Source organism: Streptomyces sp. NPDC032472 (genome assembly GCF_040636955.1).
GTDB lineage: Bacteria > Actinomycetota > Actinomycetes > Streptomycetales > Streptomycetaceae > Streptomyces.
Window position 1 is genome coordinate 13,431 of the sequence record NZ_JBEZVK010000071.1, and the last position, 21,253, is coordinate 34,683.

A 21,253-nucleotide genomic window follows, 5' to 3' on the forward strand; every position below is an offset into this window, starting at 1 on the left:
GGCCGTCGCGGCCGTCCCGCCGTATCAGGGCTGACCGGCCTCCGGCCGCCGCCCGGCGCGCCGCAGCCGAGCCAGGACGACGTCCACGACGAGCAGCAGCAGACAGGTGCCCACCGCCGCGTGCACGAGGAGCGCGTCGAGACGGTCCGCCGCCAGGTAGGCACCGACGGCCAGCGCGACCAGCGCACACACGCCGCGATCGACGATGGACTCCACCGACAACAGGGTTGCCCGGTAAGGGGTCGGCGGGATGGCCGCGTTGATCAGATTGCGCTGCACCGGGTACGCCAGGCCCGCCGCGGCGGCGAACACGCACAGCCACAGGACCGTGCCCGGCTTCCCCGTCAACGTGGTGGCCGCGAGCGTGAGTGCCATGACCACACTGAGGACGGTCACAGCGGTGGTGTCGGACGTTCGGCTGCGCAACCAGCCGGTTCTGGCCGATCCCACGGCCTCGGCAACCGTCATCGCCGACAGCACCGCACCGTGGTCGGTGACGGGGAGGCCCTTTTCGAGGAGCAGCGGTTGGAAGAGGTTGACCTGACAGATGCGGGCGAGGGTGAACACGGCCACGCCCTGCACCATCAACGGCCCGAGGGAACGTGCCGTTCCGAGCACCTGTACGGCCTGGCGGCCCGATGCGAGGAGCCCGTCGCGCTTCGCGGGCGGATGGACGCCCCCGTGGGGCGCCGCGATCGCCGGGAGGGCCGCGGCGCAGGTCAGCGAACCGAGGGCGGAGAGGGCGGTCAGCACGTAAGGGGCCTCGTGTCGGACGTGCATCACCATGCCGACCAGGGGCCAGCAGGCGATCTTCGCCCAGAGGCCGAGCGCCCGGGCGGTGCCCTCGGCCTGGACGTAGTGGGCGTCCGCAGCGTGCTCGTGCAGGTACTCGTACAGGTAGGCGCTGGAGGCCCCGGACACCAGCGAGCGGGCGGTGGCGACGGCCAGGAAGTGCGCCATGAAGCCCGCGAAGGACGGCGAGACGACCGGGAGCAGGTTCGCCGCGGTCATCGCGGCCGCCCCGAGCTGCATGCAGCGGCGCTGTCCGATGCGGTCGGCGATGAAGCCGGTGGGGATCTCCAGCAGGCAGAACGCCACGTAGTAGACGCTCTGGATGCCGAAGATCTGGCTGTCCGACAGGCCTGCCTGCCTCTGGTACTGGTAGAAGACCGGCATCCACCACAACAGGTTGAACAACAACTGGAACCCGTTGTTCAGCCGTATCACGCGGAGCACCGCGGCGGGCGGACGGACGCGGCGCTTCACACGCGCACGCAGGGAGATGGGCATGGGGATGACCTTCGGGTGGGGCCGTACGCGGGAAGTACGGACAGGTCAGGCGCTGTACGGCCGGAGCTGGAGGATGTGGAGGGTGCCTCCCGGCCCGAGCAGCCATTCGATGTCGAGCGGCCCCGCGAAGGTGTAGTCCGTGGCGAAATGGGACTGGAGCAGGCGGCCCGCCAGCGCCAGCCGACCCAGGTGCGCCCGCGTCTCCTGCGGCAGGTCCTCGGCGGCCGCGCCCAGCGAGATCGTGCGGCCGCCGCCCTCGACCGTGTTGTACAGGTACTGCAGGGGCATCGTCCGGCCGTCGACGACATCGGCCGTGGACCCGTGCGCACAGTTGAGGTACACGTTGCGGAAGTCGGCCCGGTTGGTCGGATTGCAGGTGACCATGACGCCTCCGAGCGGGGACGGTTCGTAGCGCTGGACGATCACCCCCATGTAGGTGTCGTCCAGGGAGATGCCGGCCTGATGGCGCAGCCGCACGCTGCGTGGGGAGAGCAATGAGGCCCACACCTGGCGGATGGCGTCCAGCAGGCCCGGCAGGTCGGTGACCTTGGTGTGGGACTCGTAGATCCCGGCCGCGGAGAAGCCCGGCAGGTCCTCGGCGTTCGAGGAGGACCGTACGGCGAAGCGGCTCGTGCCTGCCAGGTGCTCGACCAGCTGGGTGTCCAGGGTGCGCACCAGGTCCTCGGGTACCGGCAGGGTGCGCACCAGGTGCTGCAATTGGACGCAGACCGTGTCCACGGCGTCCATGGCGCCCAGCTCCAGGGCCATCTTCAGTTTGCCGATGCTCTGTTGCACGGCCGGAGAGGAGCCCAGGAAGCGCTGCTGGACGGAGAAGGGGACGGCGATGCCGGCCGGCGCCCGGACGTGCCGGGCCAGGAACTCGCCCGCGTACTGGGCCGGATCGGCGTCCTGGGGCATGCGCAGCCGGCCGGCCAGGTGGCCGAGCAGGTCGGCCCTGGGCGGGCGGGGCACGGAGTAGTAGCCGGTCAGCCGGGACGAGCCGTGGCGCAGCACGTGGTGGAGTTCCCCGAGGTTGGCCGCCTTGGTGCCGTAGCGGCTCCGGTCGCCGGCGCGCAATGCGGACAGCGGTACGAGCGGTACGTCCGCCACGTGCGGCGCGTCGAGACGGACCCGCTGCGTGTGCCACGTCGGTTCGGAGAGGTCCGGCGGCTCCTCGGCCCGCTCGATGACGAACCCGTCGGCGGTGACCTCGTATCGGACCCAGGCACCGTCCAGCTTCTCGTCGGCGATCGTGTCGAGGACTCCGCGGACGATGGCGTTGGGGATGCCCCAGCCGGCCGCCAGCATGTTGGTGTGCGACAGCGGGGTGGTCGGCAGCGCGTTCACCAGACCGGCGAGCCGCGGGATGTCGTCGGGGACCACCGGCATGGCGACGATGTCGTACCAGGTCAGGTCCGCGCGGGCGGCCAGGTACTCCTCGCCCGAGGCGAAGGCGCGGAGCCGGCCGGTGGCCGAGGCGAGCGTCAACGGTACGAAGGGCGCGGTCGCCCCGAGCGCGTGACCCCGTGCACGGGGCACCACGGTCTCCGGCACGGTCGCGAGGGCGTTCTCCTGGCCGTGGTTGGCCGGCTTCACCAGCAGTTCCAGTGCGGGATCGAGGTAGGCCCGTACGAAGGCGTGGAACTCGATCAACAGGTCCGCGCCCATGGTGTCGGCCTCGGTCGTCTCCAGGACCATGAACGGCTCGTCCTGCTCCGGGCCGCCCCGTGAGTGCAGTGACAGGATGCCGAGCAGGAAGCGTCGCGCAGGGTCCTGGTAGACGTCGTGGTTGAAGCGGTCGAGTTCGGCGTCGAGCTGGTCCAGGGTCAGCCCCTGGATCTCGGTGGCTATGTAGTTGACGTGGAAGGAGTGCACGGCGCTGTCGAGGACGTGCCAGAGGCCCTGGTCCCGGTCCACGACGACCTTCACGTACGGGTGCCCGCCCAGCACCCCGGCCAACTGCTCGAACAGGGGGAGCGTGAGCTGGGCGCCCACGGCGGCGCTCCCGGGGGACGGAGCGGGGGGGATGGTGCCGGCGTTCGTCATGCGGTGCTCCCGGGCGTCGTGCTGTCGGCGGACACGGCGGAGGGTTCGGCGGACCTGGCGCTGAGGGCGTTCGGCAGGGCCGCGAGGATGCGGCCGCAGTCGGCCAGCAGCTCCGACGCGGACCCGGCGCTGAGGAAGCAGAGTGCGGCCATGGAATTGGCCCCTCCCGCCTCCTCGTACGGAGGGACCGGGCTGCCCGGCGCGAGACTGTGTTCGCGCACCAGCTCCACCCGGGATCCCGGCGCAACCAGGGCGGGCCAGTCGACCGCCTCGAAGTCCCACGCCGGGAGCTCGGTCCAGGGCCGGCCCTCCGGGTCGACGGCGAGGACGACGAGGGATCCGGCGGCGCCCTCGCCCTCGGTCAGCATCCGCTCGGGGTAGGCGACGTCCCGGCCGAGCAACTGACGCGTCAGCATGCCGATCATGTCGAGCCCGAAGACGGTCTCCACCTGCCGGGTGGTCATCACGCCACCGAAGCGGGCCGCGGTCTCGATCAACCACACGGCTCCGTCCGCGCCGAGTTTGATCTCGGTGTGGGTGGCGCAGGTGTCGAGTCCGAGGGCGTCGACGGCCGCCCGCGACACCTCCTCGATCCGGCGCTGCGACGCTTCCGGGAGGGCAGCCGGAGCCAGGCTCGCCCGCTCGGTGAAGGGCGCGACGGTCGGCATCCGCCCGGTGATGCACAACGGGTGGTAGCGGCCGTCGGCGACGATGCCCTCCACGCTGACGTAGTCGCCCCAACCGGCCCCGTCGAACCAGTCGGAGGCGTCTCCGGTCACGATCTCCTCCAGCAGGAAATCGCTGACGCCCTCGTCCGCGGCGTGCAGTTCCGCGTAACCGTGCGCGGAGGACGCCTCCATGACGGAGCGCCCGGTCTTCCAGGCCTCCTCGGCCTGCTGCTCGTTCCACACGGTGAGATGGGCCGTGGAACCCGCGCTCCAGGCGGCCTTCAGGAGGAGCGGCGGCCTCAGGGTTTTGAAAGCGGTCGCGATGTCCTGCGGAGCGTGGACCTCCGCGAATCCCGGCACGGGCACGCCGGCGTCGCGCCAGACCCGGCGCATCAGACGCTTGTCCCGGGCCCCCGCGACCCGTTCGCCGGCGCCGCGCAGACCGAGCCGCAGGCTCGCGTGGGCGACGGCCACCACTGCGTACTCCGACAGGGTCAGCACCGCCGCGGCACCGACGCGGCCCGCGTGGGAGCAGATCAGATCGACCAGTTCCACCCCCTCGCACGGCATGGCCGTGGTGACCGACGCGCACCGGGGCAGCCACACCGACTCGGTGGTTCGAGGCAGCGGCGCGAGCGCCAGGACGTGCACCTCGGCGTGGGCGGCGATCCTCGGGATCCCGTACTCCAGAGGGGGGCCGCCCTTGGCATAGACGAAGAGAACCGGGGTCATGGTGCTCCTGGGGTCGAGGGGGACGCCGCGTGGCGCGGCGGCGTCGTCGGCGGACGATCCGTACGGGGTGTCCACGTCCGGACCAGAGGCAGCCAGAGCACGACTGAAATCGGTGGGCGCACGGATGTACGCCTACTCGGTCGGGCGTTCGCCAAACAACCGCGCCCGCCAAGTGGGCCCGCCACGGAAGTGTTTCGGCCATCCCGGCGGGCCCGTGGGGATCACCCCCACGCTGCCGGGTCCTGTGCAACGGGGTAGGGGATGAAGGTGCTGCTGTTCTCGTCGACGGCGAGGGGGCGGCCGAGGGGCGGGACGGCGCGCTGGGGGCAGTCGAGGCGTTCGCAGAGGCGGCAGCCCATGCCGATGCGGGTGGCGGCGGAGGCGTTGTCCAGGTCGAGGCCGTCGGAGTACACGAGCCGGGAGGCGTGCCGGATCTCGCAGCCGAGGCCGATGGCGAAGGTCTTGCCGGGCTCGCCCCAGCCGCCGCGGTGGCGGGTCACGGCCCGGGCGGTCCACAGGTGGCGCTGCCCGTCGGGCATGGCGGCGATCTGGACGTGGATGCGGCCGGGGGAGGCGAAGGCCTCATAGACGTTCCACAGGGGGCAGGTGCCGCCGGCGCGGGAGAAGTGGAATCCCGTGGCGGACTGGCGTTTGGACATGTTGCCGGCCCGGTCGACACGGACGAAGGAGAACGGCACCCCGCGCAGCCTGGGCCGCTGGAGGGTGCTCAGGCGGTGGCAGACGGTCTCGTAGCCGAGGCCGAACTGGTCGGTGAGGCGTTCGATGTCGTAGCGGAACTCCTCGGCGGCCGTGTGGAAGGCCTGGTACGGGAGGACCACCGCGGCGGCGAAGTAGTTCGCGATCCCGATCCGGGCCAGCCCGTGCGCGGGGGAGCCGGGTGGGAAGTCCTCGGCGGCCAGGCGGTCCAGTTCGTCGCCGTACTCCAGCAGGGCCAGCTGGGTGGCCATCCGGAACGCCTGCTGGCCGGGGCGGAGCCGGCCGGACAGGTGCAGGACACGCGTCCGGCCGTCGTAGTGGTGCAGTCGGTCGGAGTCGGACGCCAGGCGGACCCCGTGCCGGTCGGTGAGACGGCTCGCGAGCACCCGGACGACCTCTCCGGGGCGGATGCCGATGTCCCGGGCGAGCCCCTCGGCGGCGAGATCGGTGTCGTGCAGGTAGTTGCGGCGCCGGTAGAAGAACTCGCGGATCTCCTCGTGCGGTGAGCGCGGTGCGGCGCTCGGGCTGACGTCGCGCCCGTCCGCGGTGTCCGCGAGACGCTCGGCCAGGAGCTGGCTGCGGCGGCCCAGGTCCAGCAGGACGGAGGCGACGGCGGGCATCCGGGTGGCCAGTTCCGCCAGGTCGGAGGGGGAGACGCGGGCCTCGGCCACCTCGTTGGCCAGGGCTTCGCGCAGGTCGGCGACGAGGCGGCTGGTGTCCCGTTCGGAGAAGAACCCGGGGTCGACGCCGAACGCCTCGGTCAGCCGCAGCAGGACCGGCACGGTCAGCGGACGCGAGTCGTGCTCCATCTGGTTCAGGTAGCTGGGGGAGATGCCGAGCACCCGGGCGAGCTCGGCCTGGCTCATCCGGCGCTCCTCGCGCAGCCGCCGCAGCCGCGCTCCCGCGTAGGTCTTGCCCACCGGCCGCTCCTTCGCCCTCGTTCGAGCTCCAGGGTATGCGCGGTTCTGCCGTTTCCAGCCTTTGCAAACTTGGCAATTCCGCCGCGGAAGATTCGCAGAACTTGGCAGACGTACCTCATTGATGACACTGCGTGCCGCTGCCAGAGTCTGTCCTGCGGCCCGATAGGCCCCGGCACTGAGGACGACCGTCGGGACCCGGCCCGCACGCTGACCCGATCAAGGCACAGAGTGCCAGCCTCTCGCCGTGAGGGGCGGGCCCGTTGGCAGACGCGACGCACGGAGACGGACGGTGACGGTCATGGCAGACACGGACACGACGGCGGCGGCCGAGCAGCTGAAGCAGCGGTGGGCCACGGACCCGCGGTGGGCGGGCATCGAGCGCACGTATTCGGCGCAGGACGTGGTCCGGCTCTCCGGCAGCGTCCGCGAGGAGCACACCCTGGCCCGGCGCGGGGCCGAGCGGCTGTGGCGCCGGCTCCACGAGCTCGACTACGTCCATGCGCTCGGCGCGCTGACCGGCGGCCAGGCCGTGCAGCAGGTGCGCGCCGGGCTGCAGGCGATCTACCTGTCCGGCTGGCAGGTGGCCGCGGACGCCAACCAGGCCGGACACACCTACCCGGACCAGTCCCTGTACCCGGTCAACTCGGTCCCCCAGGTGGTCCGTCGGATCAACAACGCGCTGCTGCGGGCCGACCAGATCGCGACGGCGGAGGGCGGCACCGACACCACGGACTGGTTGGCGCCGATAGTCGCCGACGCCGAGGCGGGCTTCGGCGGCCCGCTGAACGCCTTCGAGCTGACCAAGGCCATGATCGCGGCGGGTGCGGCGGGCATCCACTACGAGGACCAGCTGGCCTCCGAGAAGAAGTGCGGCCACCTCGGCGGCAAGGTCCTCGTCCCGACCTCCCAGCACGTCCGCACCCTCAACGCGGCCCGCCTGGCCGCCGACATCGCGGACACCCCCACCCTCGTCATCGCCCGCACGGACGCCCTCGCGGCGAACCTGCTGACCAGCGATGTCGACGAGCGCGACGCGCAGTTCGCCACCGGCGAGCGCACGGCGGAGGGCTTCCACCGGGTGCAGAACGGCATGGCTCCGGTCATCTCCCGCGGCCTCGCCTACGCCCCGTACGCGGACCTCGTCTGGATGGAGACCGGCACCCCGGACCTGGCCCGGGCCCGCGAGTTCGCCGAGGCGATCCACGCCCGGTACCCGGACAAGATGCTGGCCTACAACTGCTCGCCGTCCTTCAACTGGAAGGCCGCCCTGGACGATGACCGGATCGCCAAGTTCCAGCGTGAACTCGGTGCCATGGGCTACAAGTTCCAGTTCGTCACCCTGGCCGGCTTCCACTCGCTCAACCACGGCATGTTCGACCTCGCCCGCGGATACGCCGAGCACGGCATGACGGCGTACGTCGACCTGCAGGAGCGCGAGTTCGCCGCGCAGGAGCACGGGTTCACCGCGGTCAGGCACCAGCGCGAGGTCGGCACCGGCTACTTCGACCTGGTCTCCACCGCCGTCAACCCCGCCTCCTCCACCACCGCGCTGACCGGCTCCACGGAGGAAGAGCAGTTCCACTGAGCCCGCTGCCGGCCGTGAGACGGCCGGGGGTTCCACACATACGACCGGGACTGCTGAGGGACCCGGTGGTGCCGCCGGGCATGAGGGGCCCGGCGGCGCGTGGTGAACGGGGTGCGGCGGAGTGGTGTCCGTCGCACCCCTTGCGTTGTGGGCCGGCCGTACACGGCGGTCCCGCACCGCGATAACCGCTGGGTTATCGATCAACGCAGCAAGTCTGCGTTGATCGGGCGGTGGTGCCGGAGGAGGCTGTTTCGTGCCAGGGGCGGGTCATGCCGTCACCGCTTGAACCTGGCTCACCCAGCCATCCTCGGTACCAGGAGTCGGACAGACGTGAGCGACAGGCTCGACATGACCGTGACGTACACGGTGCACGGCGCACTGCGGAGGGAGTTGCGGCAGCTGGCTCGGGCCACCGCCCGCCCTCACCCCGATCCCCGGCACGTCCTGCGGACGGCCCCCGGCTGGGCAATGTTCCGGAGCGCCCTGCACGCCCACCAGACGGCCGAGGACGAAGCGCTGTGGCCCCCGCTGCGCCGGGGCCTGGTCGGCCGTCCCTTCGACCTGACGCGGCTGGAGGCGATCGAGGCCGAGCACGCCGCGCTCGTCTCCCTCGTCGGGGCGATCGACGAGGCGCTCGCCGACCCCGACGTCGGCCTCGACCTCCTCGGCGAACTCACCGGGTCCCTGGTCACCGGCCTGGACAAGCACCTCGACCACGAGGAGGAGGCCGTCTTCCCGCTGGTCCGGAGCGTCTTGAGCCAGGAGCAGTGGGATCTGTTCGGGCGCGCCCACGCCCGGCGGATCGAACCCGACGCGGCCCGGCTCCTGCCCTGGCTCCTGGACGGCGCCGACGCGCGGACCGTCGCCTCCGTGCTGGCCCAGATCCTGCCGGAACCCGCGCGGCACGCGTACGTGCACCGGTGGCGACCGGCGTACGAGGCGCTCGACCCGTGGGGCACCCGGGGCACCCGCGCACTCACCGGCACCTGGTGAGGAGGGGTTGATGAAGCCACACGTCGCCGGTGTCGCCGTTGCCCAGGAGGACGTGGACGCCATCGTGGCGCTGGTCGCCCGGCTCGAAGACGCCCAGCAGAGCGCGCAACCCGACGCGTTCGTGGAGCTGTTCCGGCACGACGCGCTCTGTTCGGTCCCGTACGGCACCGCGCTGACCGGCATCGAGGAGATCGGCGCCTTCACCCGCCGGGTTCTGCCCGGCACGGTCGGACAGGCGCTGACCTCGACCTTCGAGACCGAGTACATCCAGTTCATCCGGCCGGACGTCGCCGCGGTCAGGATCCGGCACCGGCCGGTCACACGTGACGGCGAGCTGCTCGACGAGCTGCTGCGCCGACACCGGGACGGGAGCGCCGCCCCGAGCGGGTGCCGGAAGTCCAGTGCGGCCGGGCGCCGTTGGGCCGCCCTGGTGGCCGCCCACCCCGGCGTCGCACCGGGCACCGCCGTCCACGTCATGACGAAGACCGACGGCCGATGGCTCATCGCCGTCGGCCAGCACACCACGGCCGTCGAAACCGACCTTCCCGCCGCCGGCTGACGCACCGGCCCGTATCGGCCGACTTCATCACCCTGAGACACGAAAGGCCCGCCCGCATGTCACGAGAGTTCACGGTTGCGGCGGTCGACACCCGCCTGCGCGGTGTCGACTCCTTCGGCGACGGACCGCCGTTGCTCTTCCTGAACGGTGGCTTCTCCACGCGGCGGCAGTGGGACCGCGTCATCAGCCGCCTCGGCGACGACAGGTACCGCACCGTCAGGTTCGACGGTCGGACGAGCGGCGGGGCGGGTGGCTGCGCCGACTACTCGGTGCGGGGGGCGATCGACGACGTCGACCGGGTGATCGAGGCGACGGTGCTCGAGCGGCCGGTGCTGGTCGGCTGGTCCCACGGGGCGACGATCGCGGTGTGCTACGCGGCGGAGTACCCGGAACTCGTCGGCGGTCTGGTCCTCGTCGACGGGGCCTACCCGGTCTCACTGTTCGACGAGGGAGGCAAGAACCGTGTACGACAGCGGCTGCGCGGATCCGGCGGGCTCGGCCGGGTCGTGGCCCTGCTCGGCGGCGGCGCCGGGCTGTCCCCCCGGCAGAGGGCGGAGGTCGTCATCGCCACGGACGAGGTCAACGGCGGTCTCGTGGCCGACTTCGCGGCCCTGCGCTGCCCGACCGTGTTCGTCGTCCGGAGCAGTCGGTGTCCGGGGGCCTTGCGGATGCGGGCTGCCGCCGCGCAGGCCGCGGCGAGCAACGCCCAGGTCACCGTCTTCGCCACCGCGACCGGCCACCCTGCGCGGCTCCTCGCCGAGGATGCCGGCATCGTGGCCGCCGCGATCGACGCGGTCGCCGCCCAGCGGTCGGCCGGTCTGCGGCAGCCTGCCGTCTGACCACCGGCCCAGCGCGTCAGAACCGGAACGTGCCGAGTTCGCGGACCGTGTCGGCGAGGGCGCGGATCGGCTCGTTCTCGGCATCGGTCCGCCAGACCAGGGCGTAGGACAGGGTCGCCAGGTCGGGGACGGGTATCCAGCGGATGTTCGGCATGCCCCAGTGCCGGGTGACGTGGCTGGGGAAGCCGTGGATGATCTCGCCCATGCCGACCTGGTTGATCAGCTCCTCCGCGTTGGTCACGGGCCGGCCGCGCTCGATCGTCCGGCCCCGGGGCGTGTGGAAGGGAAGGTAGCCGTCCTCCCAGTAGTCCGGGACGTCGGGCGGCATGGTGTGCAGGAAGTCGGCGAACATCTCGAGCCGCACCGACGTCCGCTGCGCGAGCTCGTGGTCGGCTGTCACGGCGACGATCCGGGGGTCCGTCAACATGACCGGGCCGACAGTGAAGTCCGGCTCCTCCACGGGCAGCCAGACGACCAGGACGTCCAGCTCGCCGTTGCGGAGCCGGCCGAACGGATCGGTGTACACCATCTGGCGGACCTCCAGCTCCCACTGCGGGTACCGCGAGCGGAATTCCTTCCAGTAGAAGTGCAGGTCGGCGAGATTGAACGGCATCATGCCGACACGGAGCCGGCCGGTGACGCCGCGGGCGGCGAGCCGGGCGCGTTCCAGGGAGTCGTGCAGGCCGGCGTAGACCGGCTGCAGGTCGTCGCGCAGCTGGCGGCCGACGTCGGTCAGGCGCACGGTGCGGCTGGTGCGCTCGAACAGTGCGGCGCCGATGCGCCGCTCCTGCTTCCTGATGGCCTGGCTGACCCGGGCCTGGGAGACCCGGAGCCGCTCGGCGGTCCGGCCGAAGTGCAGCTCCTCGGCCAGCATCAGGAAGATCTCGATGTCCCGCAGCTCCATCCCGGCCCCCCGTGTCCCCTCCCGACGACCCCGCGGTGGTCGAGCCGCAGAAGTATAAGGTGATCATCTTTCTGGCCGGGCGCCTTGCCGCGGTGTCAACAGCGTGTGGTGCAGGCCGTGGTCGCGCGGTGGGCCGGGCTTCGGCGGGAGGGGCTGGAGGAAGGCGGGCCGGTCGGCGAAGATGGCAGCGTCCCGACCGAGTGAGGAGCGTTTCCGTCGATGGCCAGTTCCGGTTCCGGTTCCGGTTCCGCTTCCGCTTCCGCTTCCGCTTCCGGTTCTGCTTCCGCCGCCGGTCCCCGCAGGCGGAACCCGACGATCGCCGACGTCGCCCGGGCCGCCTCGGTGTCGCCGACGACCGTCTCCCATGCCCTGAACGGGCTGGGCAAGGTCGATCCCCGGACCCGCGAACGCATCAAGCAGACCGCCGCCGAACTCGGCTACCGGCCCAATCTGCGCGCCCAGCGTCTGCGCCAGGGCCAGGCCAAGGCCATCGCCCTCGCCTCTTCGATGCCCTTCGCGGTGGCCGCCGGCCCCTCCCGGCTCGGCTTCTACATGGAGATCGCCGCCGCCGCTGCCGAACGCGCCATGATGCACGGCTACGCCCTGGTCCTGGTCCCGCCCGTGCAGTCCGGATCGGCGCTGCACTCCCTCGACATCGACGGCGCGATCGTGGTCGAGCCCGGTGAGGACGACCCGGCCGTCGCGCAGCTGCGCGAGCGGGGCCTGCCGTACGTGGCGCTCGGCCGCGAGGTGTCCTCGCGACCGGACGCCCCGTACGTCGACCTGCGCGGCGGCCCGGTCACCGAACTGCTGCTGGAGCACCTGCGCGAGCAGGGGGCCCGCCGCCCGGCGCTCCTCATCGGCGCCGGCACCCGCCACTCCTCCGTCGACGCCCGCACCGCGTACGAACGCGCCGCCGCCGAGGGGGGCTGGGACCCCCTGGTCGCCACCGCCGCGGAGGAGGGCGGCGAGCAGGCGGGCTACGACCGCTGCGCGGCCCTGCTGGCCGACCACCCCGACATCGACGCCGTCTGCGCACTCGTGGACGTCTTCGCGGTGGGCGCCGTCCGCGCGATCCGGGACAGCGGCCGTCGCGTCCCCGAGGACGTCATGGTGGTCACCCGCTACGACGGGCCGCGGGCCCGTACCTGTGAACCCCCGCTCACGGCGGTCGACCTCCAGCTGGACCGGGCGGCCACCGACGCCGTCGAGCTGCTCCTCTCGCGCCTGACGCGCAAGAACGACGAGGACAACGCCGCCGCCACCGCGGGGCCGCCCGCGGCGGCAGTGCCGCCGTCCGCGCCCCGCATCGTCGCGCGGGCCTCGTCGCTGCGCGTCACGGCGCCAGGATGAGCACCACACCGGAGACGAGCGCGAAGCCCAGCACCAGGGGGCGCATCCGCGCGGCGTCGACCCGGTGGTGCGCCAGGCGGCTCAGCCACGCCCCGAGGGCCAGGGCCGGCAGCACCAGCACGGCCCAGCCCAGCTGCGCCGGGGTGCCGCGGCCCGTCCCGAGGAGCAGGGCGAGCGAGACCACCTCGCCGACCAGGAAGCACAGCGCGACCGTGGACCGCAGCTCGGCCGGCGGGCGGTGCTGGTAGACCAGGGCCAGCGGCGGACCCCCCACCCCGGTCGCGGTCTCGGTGAGCCCCGTGACGAGCCCCGCCCCCAGGTAGGCGGCCCGGCCGGGCACGAAGGCCGGCGCTGCCAGGCTCACCGCCGCCGCCAGTACGGTGGCCACCCCGACGACCACGCCGAGCCGCTGCTCGGGCACGGCCCAGAGCAGCAGGAGCCCGCCGGGGGTCGCCGCGAGCCGGGCCGCCGTGATCCAGCCCGCGCCCCGCAGATCCAGGGAGCGCCGCTCGCGCCAGGCCACGTAGACGTTCAACGGGATCATCGACGCGAGGACGAACACGGGGAGCAGGGCCGGTTCGAGCAGACCGGCCACCGGCGCGACGACCAGCGCGAAGCCGAGGCCGCTGACCCCCTGGACGAACGCGGCGGCCGCCACCACCAGGGCGAGGACCGCCACCGCCTGGGCGCTCACCGTACGGCGCTCCTGGCCCGCGCCTGCGTGGAGGTGGGGTGCACGCGCGTCACCCCGGCCCGCCCGACCACCTCTGCGGCCAGCTCGGCCGCCCGCTGTACGAGTGCGCGGTCGTCCCAGCCGACGGCCCGGCCCTGCCACATGCGCAGCCTGCCGGCCACGAACACCGCGGTGATCTGGTCGCGGTTCCCGCGCCGCACCAGCTCCCAGGGCAGGTCCCAGGACGGCCGCATCTCAGGGCCGCTGACGTCGACGAGCAGGAAGTCGGCGGCCGCCCCGGCGGCGATCCGGCCGGTGAGCGCCCCGAGGCCGACGGCGTCGGCACCGCCCGCGCCCCCGCGTTCCAGCCAGGACCAGCCCGCGCCGCAGGAGGAGTCCCCGGTGGCCAGGCCGTAGGCGAGGCGCTGCGCGAACTCGGCCGCCTCCGCGAGGCGGAAGGCGTCGCCGCGGGTGCCGTCGGTGCCCAGGCCGAAGCGGATCCCGCGTTCGGCCATGGTGGTCGCCGGCGCCACGGCGTTGCCCTTCCAGGCGCTGGCGACGGGGTTGTAGCTCACCGCGGTGCCCGTGTCGGCGAGCAGGGTCAGCTCGGCGGGCGTGACCAGGGTGGCGTGCGCGGCCAGCAGCTGCGGTCCCAGGGCGCCGGCCTCCCGCAGGTACTCCAGCGGGCGCAAGCCGTGCCGGACGAGGGACCGTTCCACGGCGGCGAGGTGTTCGTTGACGTGGATCTGGACGACGGCGCCGGCTTCGGCGGCGAGCCGGGCGGTGCCTCGCAGGGTGTTCGCCGTGGCGGCGTCCGGGACGGAGACCGCCAGCGACGGGTGGACCAGCGACGCGCCGGCATACCGGGCGAGGTGTGCCTCGGCGGCGGCCAGGGCGGCGGCGCCGTCCGCGCGGGCCCCGCCGCCGGCGCCCTCGACGCCTTCCGCATCGGCGGCGTCGTTGCAGACGAGCCCCAGGACGCAGCGGATCCCGGCGTCACGGGTGGCCGTGGCCACGACGTCGAGGTCCACCGAGGCCCGGGTGCCGGCGTCCGACACGGTGGTGAACCCGCCCCGCAGTGATTCGAGCGCCGCCAGCTTCGCGGCGACGTACGCGGATTCCTCGTCCAGGGCCCCCTCCAGCGGGACCCACACGCGGCGGAAGATCTCGGAGGGCTCGCCGAAGGCCAGGGCCGAGCCGAAGCTCTGCGTCAGGTGGTGGTGCGCGTCGACGAACCCCGGCATCAGCACGTGCCCGGGCAGCCGGACCGGGGTCAGGTGGGGGTGCTCGCGCTCCAGCCGGGCGGCCGGCCCGACGGCCCGGAAGGCGCCGTCGGCGACCACGGCCGCGTACCCCTCCATCGGGCCCTCGGGGGTCATCACGACGGCGGGGACGAGGAGTTGCTCCTCGGCGGCCAGGTGGTCGGGAGCCGGCGGCCCGTGCACGGCCGGGCCCTGCGCGGTGGCGTTGTCGGGTGTCATCGGGTGGGTCATCTCGTCCTTCGGGTACGGGGTCATCCGTGGGGCAGGGGGCGGGGGCTGCCGGCGTCGACGGGGCCGGCGGCCGGCCGTGCGGCCCGGATGCGGTCCGGCCGCGGCCGTACGTGGTGGAACAGGACGTTGAGGACGGCAGCGGTGAACGCGCCGACGGCTACGCCGCTTTCGAGCAGGATCCGTGCGCCGGACGGCAGGCCCGCGTACACACCGGGGACGAGGATGGGCAGCAGGCCCAGGGCGAGGGCGACGGCGCAGATGAACGCATGGGAGTGCCGGTCGAGTTCGGCCCTGCCCAACATCTGGATGCCGAGCACCGTGATCACTGCGAAGACCACCATTGCGGTCCCGCCGACGACGGCGGACGGGATGACGCTGATGGCGCGGACGACGGGGGCGAGGAAGCCGATGGCGACGAGCACGACGCCGGCGGCCGCGGTCACGAACCGGCTGCGCACACCGGTGACCCGGACGATGCCGATGTTCTCGCCGCTGGTCACCATCAGCGGCAGCCCGAGGAAGCCGGCGAGGAAGGAGACGAGGGCGTCGCCGCGGATGGTCCGCGGCACGTGGGTGCGCCGGTCGATCTCCTTGCCCACGGTCTCGGCGTTGATGACGGTCTGCCCGGTGGCCTCCGCCATGGAGGCCAGGCCGTACAGCATCAGGGGCAGCGCGGCGAGGAGGTGGAACTCCGGCGTGCCGAACGGCATCAGCTGCGGGGCGCTCAGCACCCCGCCTTCGGCGATGCCGCCGAAGTCGATCCGCCCGAGGGCGAAGGCCAGCACGCTGCCGGCGATCAGGCCCAGCATCACGGCGAGTTGCCGCAGGACGCCGCTGAACAGCCAGTACAGGACGACCGTGAAGCCGATCGTCGCCAGGCCGAGCGCCAGGTTCACGGGGTCGGCGAAGCCGGACTGTCCGGGACGTCCGGTGACGAGCAGCGCGCCGACCTTCACCAGGTTGACCCCGACTATGACGATCATCGTGCCGATGACCAGGGTGGGGAAGAACCGCAGCAGGCGGGAGAAGACCGGCAGGACGACGAAGTAGAAGGCCGCGCTGATGATCACCGCCCCGGTGGCGGTGCGCACGCCGTGCTGTTCGGCTATGGCCAGGAAGAGGATCAGCGGGGCCCCGCCGGGCAGCATGACGAACGGCAGCCGGGGCCCGAACTTCCACGGGCCCAGCGACTGGATCAGCGAACCGATCCCGGAGAGCACGAAGGCCGCCGAGAGCAGGTTCACGGTGAGACCGGGACCGAGGTGGAGGGTCGCGCTCATCAGGAAGATCGCCGAGACGGGGGTCGCCGCCATGACGAGGACGTGCTGGACGCCGAACAGCAGGATCCGGCTCAGGGGGCGGGATTGGTCCACGGGATGGGGGAGAGTGCTGGGACTGGACACGTTCGAGCTCCGTTCGGCTCGCTCCGGCTTCGGCCCGCGATCCGGCTCCGGGGCAGGAGCCAAATCGTTTTGGCCAAATCGATTTGGCCGCCAGTATGTGAGGGCTCTTGAAGACCCGTCAAGAGTTGTGGAGGCACTGCTTCCACTGATTGCGGCGAAGGCTGCAGCGCCTGCAACATCCCGGCATCCCCGACCATTTGAGGCCACAGGGGATGCCGGGATGCGGTCGCCGTCTATCCGGCCGTGCGCAGGCGGGTGGCGGCCGCCTCGGCCTCCCGTACGACGCGGTCGGTGTCGATGTCGACCAGCCGGCCGCCGAGTTTCAGCGGCCGCCCGTCCACGAACACGGCGTCGACGTTCTCGGGCCGTCCGTTGAAGACGATCTGGCCGACCCAGTCGAAGCGCGGTGCGAAGTTCAGGGCGGCCGGGTCGATCACCACGACGTCGGCCCGCTTGCCGGGAGTCAGCGAGCCCACCCGGTCCGCGAGGCCGAGGACCTCGGCGCCGCCCAGGGTGGCCATCCGCAGGACGTCGTGCACCTGCGGGAAGACCCCGGCCTGGGTCGTACGGGCGCGCTGCAGGCCGACGGCCGCCTTCATCAGCGCGTGGAAGTCCGAGCTGTCGTTGGTTCCGCCGTCCAGGCCGAGCCCGACCTTGACGCCGCTGCGCCCGAGGTCGGACAGCCGCATGATGCCGGAGGCCAGCCGCATGTTGCTGAGCGGGCAGTGGGCCACCCGCACGTCGTGCTCGGCGACGGCGGCGATCTCCGCGTCCGTCAGGTGGACCGCATGGTTGATCAGGAGCCGGGGACCCAGGGCGCCGATGTCGGTGAGGACCCCGAGGGGGTCGTCGGCGCGCTGCTCGGGTCGTTCCAGCACATGGGAGTTGAGCATGACCCCCAGGTCCTGGGCGGTCTCCCAGTGGGCGCGGTTGTGGGCCTCGACGGCCCGCGCCGCGTGCGTGGCGATCTGGAAGGAGCCGAGCGGCACCGGGTCGACGAGCTCTCGCTTCACCTTCGTGGCCAGCGCCGCGTCGGGCGTCGGCGGGAACATGGCGTACGTGAACCGCATCCCGGTGTCGGCCAGGGCCCGTACGTAGCTCTCGATGAGGTCGTACGAGAAGATGTCCACCCAGTCCACCAGCGTGGTCACGCCCGACTGGACGGCGTCGAGGGCGGCGAGCCGCACGAAGCTGTGGACGGCCGTGGGGGTCAGGAGGCCGCGCTGCGGGTCGGTACACCCCCGGAACCAGCCGAATAAGTCCCGGTCGGTACACCCGCCGCGGATCACCGCCTGCCAGAGGTGGTTGTGGGTGTCGACGAACCCCGGCATGACCAGCTTGCCCGAGGCGTCCACCACCCAGGCGCCGGGCGGTGTCGCAAGTGCCGGGCCGACGGCGGCGACGGCGCCGTCCCGCATCAGGACGTCGGCGTCGTCGACGGCGCCGAGGGGACCGCGGCCGAGGGCGGGGTCCATGGTGAGCACCAGGGCGGCTCTGCGGAGCAGGACCGTCCGGCTGCCCGGAACGGGCGGGCGGGAGACGTGGTCGCGGTGTGCGGTGCGGGGGGTGGCGCCGAGGACGAGCGGGGCGGCGGCGGCCAGGCCGAGGCCGGTGAGCAGGTTGCGGCGGCTGGGTGCCGGTGCCGGCGGCGGAGGGGGGACCGACTGCATGGCGTGTTACCTCCCGAGGGCTCAGAACGGAAGGCCCGCCCGGAGCGGGACGCCGGTACGGAGCGTCGAGCGGAGGGGCGGGAGACTACACGCAGCATTCCCAGCGAACGCCCCGTCGATAGACGTCAGCGGAAAAGTTTTTCCGCGCCGGCTGCTCCGTCCGCTGTCCGGCAGCGGTCGATGCCCCCGCACCGGCGCCTGCCCGCGGTTCCGACTCGCCCGGACCGTCCCCGGCGCGACAGCATGGAGGGAGCGAGGCCCGCGGGTTGTCCTCGGGAGGAGGCGATGCAGACGGTGACCAGTCATCGCTTTGCGTTCTGCGGCGCTGAGCTTGCCGCTGTCTACGTCGTCGCCGACCAGGGCAGGGAGCTCCATCTGGCCGAGCTGACCGGAAACCGCGGCGTTCTCTACGGGCTGCCCGCGATTCTCGCCGTGGCCGGCCATTCGCCCGCCGCCAACGCCTACCGCTCCGGCCGCCCGCTCTGGCTGACCCCCAAGGAACTCGCCACGTTCGTCGAGGACGATCCCCACCACTTTCCCACCCGGATCCGCGACGGTGGCCCCGACCCGCCGGCCAGGGTCTCGCTGGGCGCACTGCCCCTGGGCCACGGCGACCCGGAGCTCGGGTGCCTGGTCGTCGCCGGGAAGGTCGGGGACGGCGGGTTCGGCGCCGACGACCGCATCCTCCTGGAGCTCTACGCCGATCAGGTGGCCGCCGGACTCGAAACGGTCGCCGCCCGCTTCGCCGGACGCCAGGCCCCGCAGGCGCATCTGGGGCAGTCCCTGGTGCCCGACCAGGGCGGCGCCTTCATCCTGGAACTCAGCACCGGCCGCATGGAGGCCCACGCGCACGTGCTGGAACTGCTCGGCCTGCCCCCCGAGGAGTTCGACGGGCAGGTGGAGACCCTGCTCGCCTGCGCCGTCCCCGACGACATGCCCGCACTGATGGCGATCGTCGAGCCGGACCCGCTGGCCGCCGACGGACAGCAGCTGGCGTTCCGCATCCGCCGCCCGAACGGCGAGCTGCGCTGGCTGGGGCTGCGGTGCCGCGTGGAGATCGACTCCGGCGGCGCGCCGCAGCGCGTCCTGGGCGTGGTGGCCGATGCCACCTACCTGCGCCCCAGCGCCGACGAGGTCTCCCTCGTGCAACGGCTCTCGGCCACGTTGGCGGGAGCGGCGACCGTCCGGGAGGTCAGCCGGATCGCGGTGGCCGCCCTGCGCGATCCGCTCGGCGCCTCCCGGGTCGCGGTCGGCGAACTGGAACCCGATCGGCTCATCACCACCGCCCTCGACCCTGCGGAGCCCGATGCCTGGCCCGAGACCTGGCGCTCGGAATGGCGGTCCGAGTGGCCCGACGTACCGCTCGGCGACCTGCCCACCCTGCAGAGCGCGCTGCGCGGCGGCCACATGAGCCTGTGGCCGCCGGGCGCTGCCCTGGAGCGCGGCCTGCTGGGCGTCGGGCCCGGTGGCCTCGCGGTGCTGCCGCTGCCCGCCGAAGGCCGGATGGTCGGGGTGTGCCTGGTGGGGTGGGACGCGGACCACCGGTTCGCACCGGAGGAGCGTTCGCTGCTGACCGCGGCCGCGGGGCTGGTGGGGCAGGCGCTGGTACGCGCCCACGCCCTGGACGCGGGCCACGAACTCGCCACGATGCTCCAGCGCAGCCTGCTGCCCCGCAAGCTCCCCGAGCTGCCGGGCGGGGTCGCCGTCGCCCGCTACCTCCCCGCGACGGCGGGCCTCGAGGTCGGCGGTGACTGGTACGACGTCATTCCGCTCGGCGACGGCCATGTGGCCTTCGTCATCGGGGACGTACAGGGGCACAGTGCCGGAGCCGCCACCATCATGGGCCAGATGCGTACGGCGGTCAGGGCCTACGCGGTGGAGGGCCACCCGCCCGACGTGGTGGTCGCGCGGGCCAACCGGCTGCTCGTCGGCATGGAGACCGATCTGTTCGCCACCTGCGGGTACGTGGACCTGGACATGGAGGAGGGCATCGCCAGGGTCGTGCGGGCCGGCCACCTTCCGCCCGTACTGCGCCATCCCGACGGCGTCGCCGAGGAGATGGCGGTCGAGGGCGGACCCCCGCTGGGAGTGCTCGCGGAGGCCGAATTCCCCATGACCGAGGTGGGGCTGACCCCCGGCACCCTGCTCGTCATGCTGACGGACGGTCTGGTCGAGTCCTCCAGGCTGCCCCTGGACGAGGGCATGCGGCGGGTGTGCGAGGTGCTCGCCGCGGCCGACCCGGTCGATATCGGAGGGATCGCCGACGAGTTGGTCCTCGCCGTGGGCCGCCGCGACGACGACATGGCGTTGCTGCTGCTGCGCTACGACGGCACCCGGGGCCGGCCGCGGCGGAGCCACTGGACGGTGTGGAGGCTGCCCAACGCGGTCATGCACGCGCGCAGGTTCACCGCGCGCACCCTGCGGTCCTGGGGAGTGGTCGAGGAGCTCGACACCGCTCTGCTGGTCGTGTCCGAGCTGGTCACCAACGCCATCGCCCACACGCAGGGCGAGGTCGGGATGGATCTGACCCTGTCGGCGGACCGGCTGCGGATCTCGGTGAACGACGCCTCGCCGCGCAGCCCCGTCAAGCCGGTGGAGGTGAGCTGGGAGTCGACCGGCGGCCGCGGGCTGCTCATCGTCGAGGCGACGACGACGGCCTGGGGCTCGGTGCCGCTCAGCGGCGGCAAGCAGGTGTGGGCCGAGATCCCCTGGCACCGCACGGAAAGCTGACGCACGATCGGGACGTGGTCGTCACGTCACGGGGATGGACCTCGTGGCCGGAAAGTGGCTGAGTGGGAGCGGCCCATCACGTGACCACAGGGGGTTCGCGCCATGAGTGACGGCAGAGGTGTCCCGGGCACCGGCGGAGGCTTCACCGACCCGACTCCGGGTCAGAACGATCCTCGGGCGATCGGTCCGAAGCAGGACGATCCTCGGGCGATCGGTCCGAAGCAGGATGACCCTCGGGCGATCGGTCCGAAGCAGGATGATCCTCGGGCGATCGGTCCGAAGCAGGATGATCCTCGGGCGATCGGTCCGAAGCAGGATGACCCTCGGGCGATCGGTCCCAAGCAGGACGACCCCCGGGCCATCGGCCACCACGGCGGTGACGGGATCATCGTGCAGGGCGGGATCATCGTCCAGGGCGGGCGGACCGAGGGGCAGCATCCGGACAAGAAGGCGCGTCAGAAGCGGGCCAAGAAGAAGGCGAAGACCATGGCGCTGATCATCGGCGGTGTCATGGTGGTCGCCGTGGGCGGGGCGGTCGTGGGCCGGCAGCTGGGCCACGACCCGGCCACCATCCAGCCGCAGGCGGCGGCAACGCCCACCGGTGCGGCATCGGCCGGTGCCCCCGCCGCCCCGGCCCCCGCCCCTTCGACCTCCCCCGACGGCGGCACCGCCCCGGCC

15 protein-coding genes and 1 pseudogene are annotated in these 21,253 nt (G+C 72.6%); 7 read left to right on the top strand and 9 right to left on the bottom strand.

The features are described 5' to 3' along the window. Nucleotides 1-24: 24 nt before the first annotated feature. The 4 genes from AB0F11_RS31430 to AB0F11_RS31445 form a co-directional block, all read right to left on the bottom strand. Entirely contained in the window at nucleotides 25-1,290 is a 1,266-nt protein-coding gene (locus AB0F11_RS31430; protein ID WP_362181012.1) for an MFS transporter, read from the bottom strand. A 45-nt stretch (nucleotides 1,291-1,335) separates the two neighbouring features. Further along, nucleotides 1,336-3,336 carry a PEP/pyruvate-binding domain-containing protein gene (locus AB0F11_RS31435; RefSeq protein WP_362181014.1) on the bottom strand — a complete coding sequence of 667 codons (2,001 nt, stop codon included), beginning with the start codon at nucleotides 3,334-3,336 and terminating at the stop codon, nucleotides 1,336-1,338. After that, nucleotides 3,333-4,736: an ATP-grasp domain-containing protein gene (locus tag AB0F11_RS31440; protein WP_362181016.1), complete on the bottom strand. Its 1,404-nt coding sequence runs from the start codon at nucleotides 4,734-4,736 to the stop codon at nucleotides 3,333-3,335. The genes AB0F11_RS31435 and AB0F11_RS31440 overlap by 4 nt, the downstream gene beginning before the upstream one ends. A gap of 221 nt (nucleotides 4,737-4,957) precedes the next feature. Then, nucleotides 4,958-6,373 (bottom strand): short-chain fatty acyl-CoA regulator family protein, encoded by a 1,416-nt coding sequence (locus AB0F11_RS31445; RefSeq protein ID WP_362181019.1) that lies wholly within the window; start codon nucleotides 6,371-6,373, stop codon nucleotides 4,958-4,960. 298 nt (nucleotides 6,374-6,671) lie between these two features. On the opposite strand from AB0F11_RS31445, the gene aceA reads away from it, so the two are divergent. From aceA to AB0F11_RS31465, 4 genes are all read left to right on the top strand, one after another. Beyond that, the gene (gene aceA, locus AB0F11_RS31450; RefSeq protein ID WP_362181022.1) at nucleotides 6,672-7,958 is read left to right on the top strand and encodes an isocitrate lyase; all 1,287 of its coding nucleotides are present in this window, start codon (nucleotides 6,672-6,674) and stop codon (nucleotides 7,956-7,958) included. Between the two features lie 330 nt (nucleotides 7,959-8,288). Further along, nucleotides 8,289-8,951, top strand: a complete 663-nt coding sequence (locus AB0F11_RS31455) for a hemerythrin domain-containing protein (protein ID WP_362181025.1) — start codon at nucleotides 8,289-8,291, stop codon at nucleotides 8,949-8,951. 10 nt (nucleotides 8,952-8,961) lie between these two features. Next, the gene (locus AB0F11_RS31460) at nucleotides 8,962-9,510 is read left to right on the top strand and encodes an SgcJ/EcaC family oxidoreductase (RefSeq protein ID WP_362181028.1); all 549 of its coding nucleotides are present in this window, start codon (nucleotides 8,962-8,964) and stop codon (nucleotides 9,508-9,510) included. 56 nt (nucleotides 9,511-9,566) lie between these two features. Continuing rightward, nucleotides 9,567-10,349: an alpha/beta fold hydrolase gene (locus tag AB0F11_RS31465; RefSeq protein ID WP_362181031.1), complete on the top strand. Its 783-nt coding sequence runs from the start codon at nucleotides 9,567-9,569 to the stop codon at nucleotides 10,347-10,349. Nucleotides 10,350-10,365: 16 nt separating this feature from the next. Here the strand turns inward: AB0F11_RS31465 and AB0F11_RS31470 are convergent, their stop codons facing one another. Further along, nucleotides 10,366-11,253, bottom strand: a complete 888-nt coding sequence (locus AB0F11_RS31470) for a LysR family transcriptional regulator (protein WP_362181034.1) — start codon at nucleotides 11,251-11,253, stop codon at nucleotides 10,366-10,368. A 219-nt stretch (nucleotides 11,254-11,472) separates the two neighbouring features. Here AB0F11_RS31470 and AB0F11_RS31475 point away from each other — a divergent pair, with 219 nt between their 5' ends. Beyond that, nucleotides 11,473-12,606: a LacI family DNA-binding transcriptional regulator gene (locus AB0F11_RS31475; RefSeq protein WP_362181037.1), complete on the top strand. Its 1,134-nt coding sequence runs from the start codon at nucleotides 11,473-11,475 to the stop codon at nucleotides 12,604-12,606. On the opposite strand, the gene AB0F11_RS31480 is transcribed toward AB0F11_RS31475, so the two are convergent. The 4 genes from AB0F11_RS31480 to AB0F11_RS31495 all read right to left on the bottom strand — a co-directional run bounded on the left by AB0F11_RS31480 (nucleotide 12,590) and on the right by AB0F11_RS31495 (nucleotide 17,845). After that, nucleotides 12,590-13,300: a sulfite exporter TauE/SafE family protein gene (locus tag AB0F11_RS31480; RefSeq protein WP_362181039.1), complete on the bottom strand. Its 711-nt coding sequence runs from the start codon at nucleotides 13,298-13,300 to the stop codon at nucleotides 12,590-12,592. The two genes, AB0F11_RS31475 and AB0F11_RS31480, sit on opposite strands and share 17 nt — an antisense overlap. Continuing rightward, nucleotides 13,297-14,796, bottom strand: coding sequence for an amidohydrolase family protein (locus AB0F11_RS31485; RefSeq protein WP_362181042.1), 1,500 nt, complete (start codon nucleotides 14,794-14,796; stop codon nucleotides 13,297-13,299). Before AB0F11_RS31485 ends, AB0F11_RS31480 begins: the two co-directional genes overlap by 4 nt. Beyond that, on the bottom strand, nucleotides 14,793-16,145 hold the full coding sequence (locus tag AB0F11_RS31490; protein WP_362181045.1) for a uracil-xanthine permease family protein: 1,353 nt from the start codon (nucleotides 16,143-16,145) through the stop codon (nucleotides 14,793-14,795). The genes AB0F11_RS31485 and AB0F11_RS31490 overlap by 4 nt, the downstream gene beginning before the upstream one ends. A 263-nt stretch (nucleotides 16,146-16,408) precedes the next feature. Then, nucleotides 16,409-17,845, bottom strand: coding sequence for an amidohydrolase family protein (locus tag AB0F11_RS31495; RefSeq protein WP_362181048.1), 1,437 nt, complete (start codon nucleotides 17,843-17,845; stop codon nucleotides 16,409-16,411). 285 nt (nucleotides 17,846-18,130) lie between these two features. Between AB0F11_RS31495 and AB0F11_RS31500 the strand changes: the two genes are divergently transcribed. After that, nucleotides 18,131-20,575: a SpoIIE family protein phosphatase gene (locus tag AB0F11_RS31500; protein WP_362181051.1), complete on the top strand. Its 2,445-nt coding sequence runs from the start codon at nucleotides 18,131-18,133 to the stop codon at nucleotides 20,573-20,575. 390 nt (nucleotides 20,576-20,965) lie between these two features. Further along, nucleotides 20,966-21,253, top strand: a pseudogene (locus AB0F11_RS31505) (hypothetical protein); the annotation flags it as partial.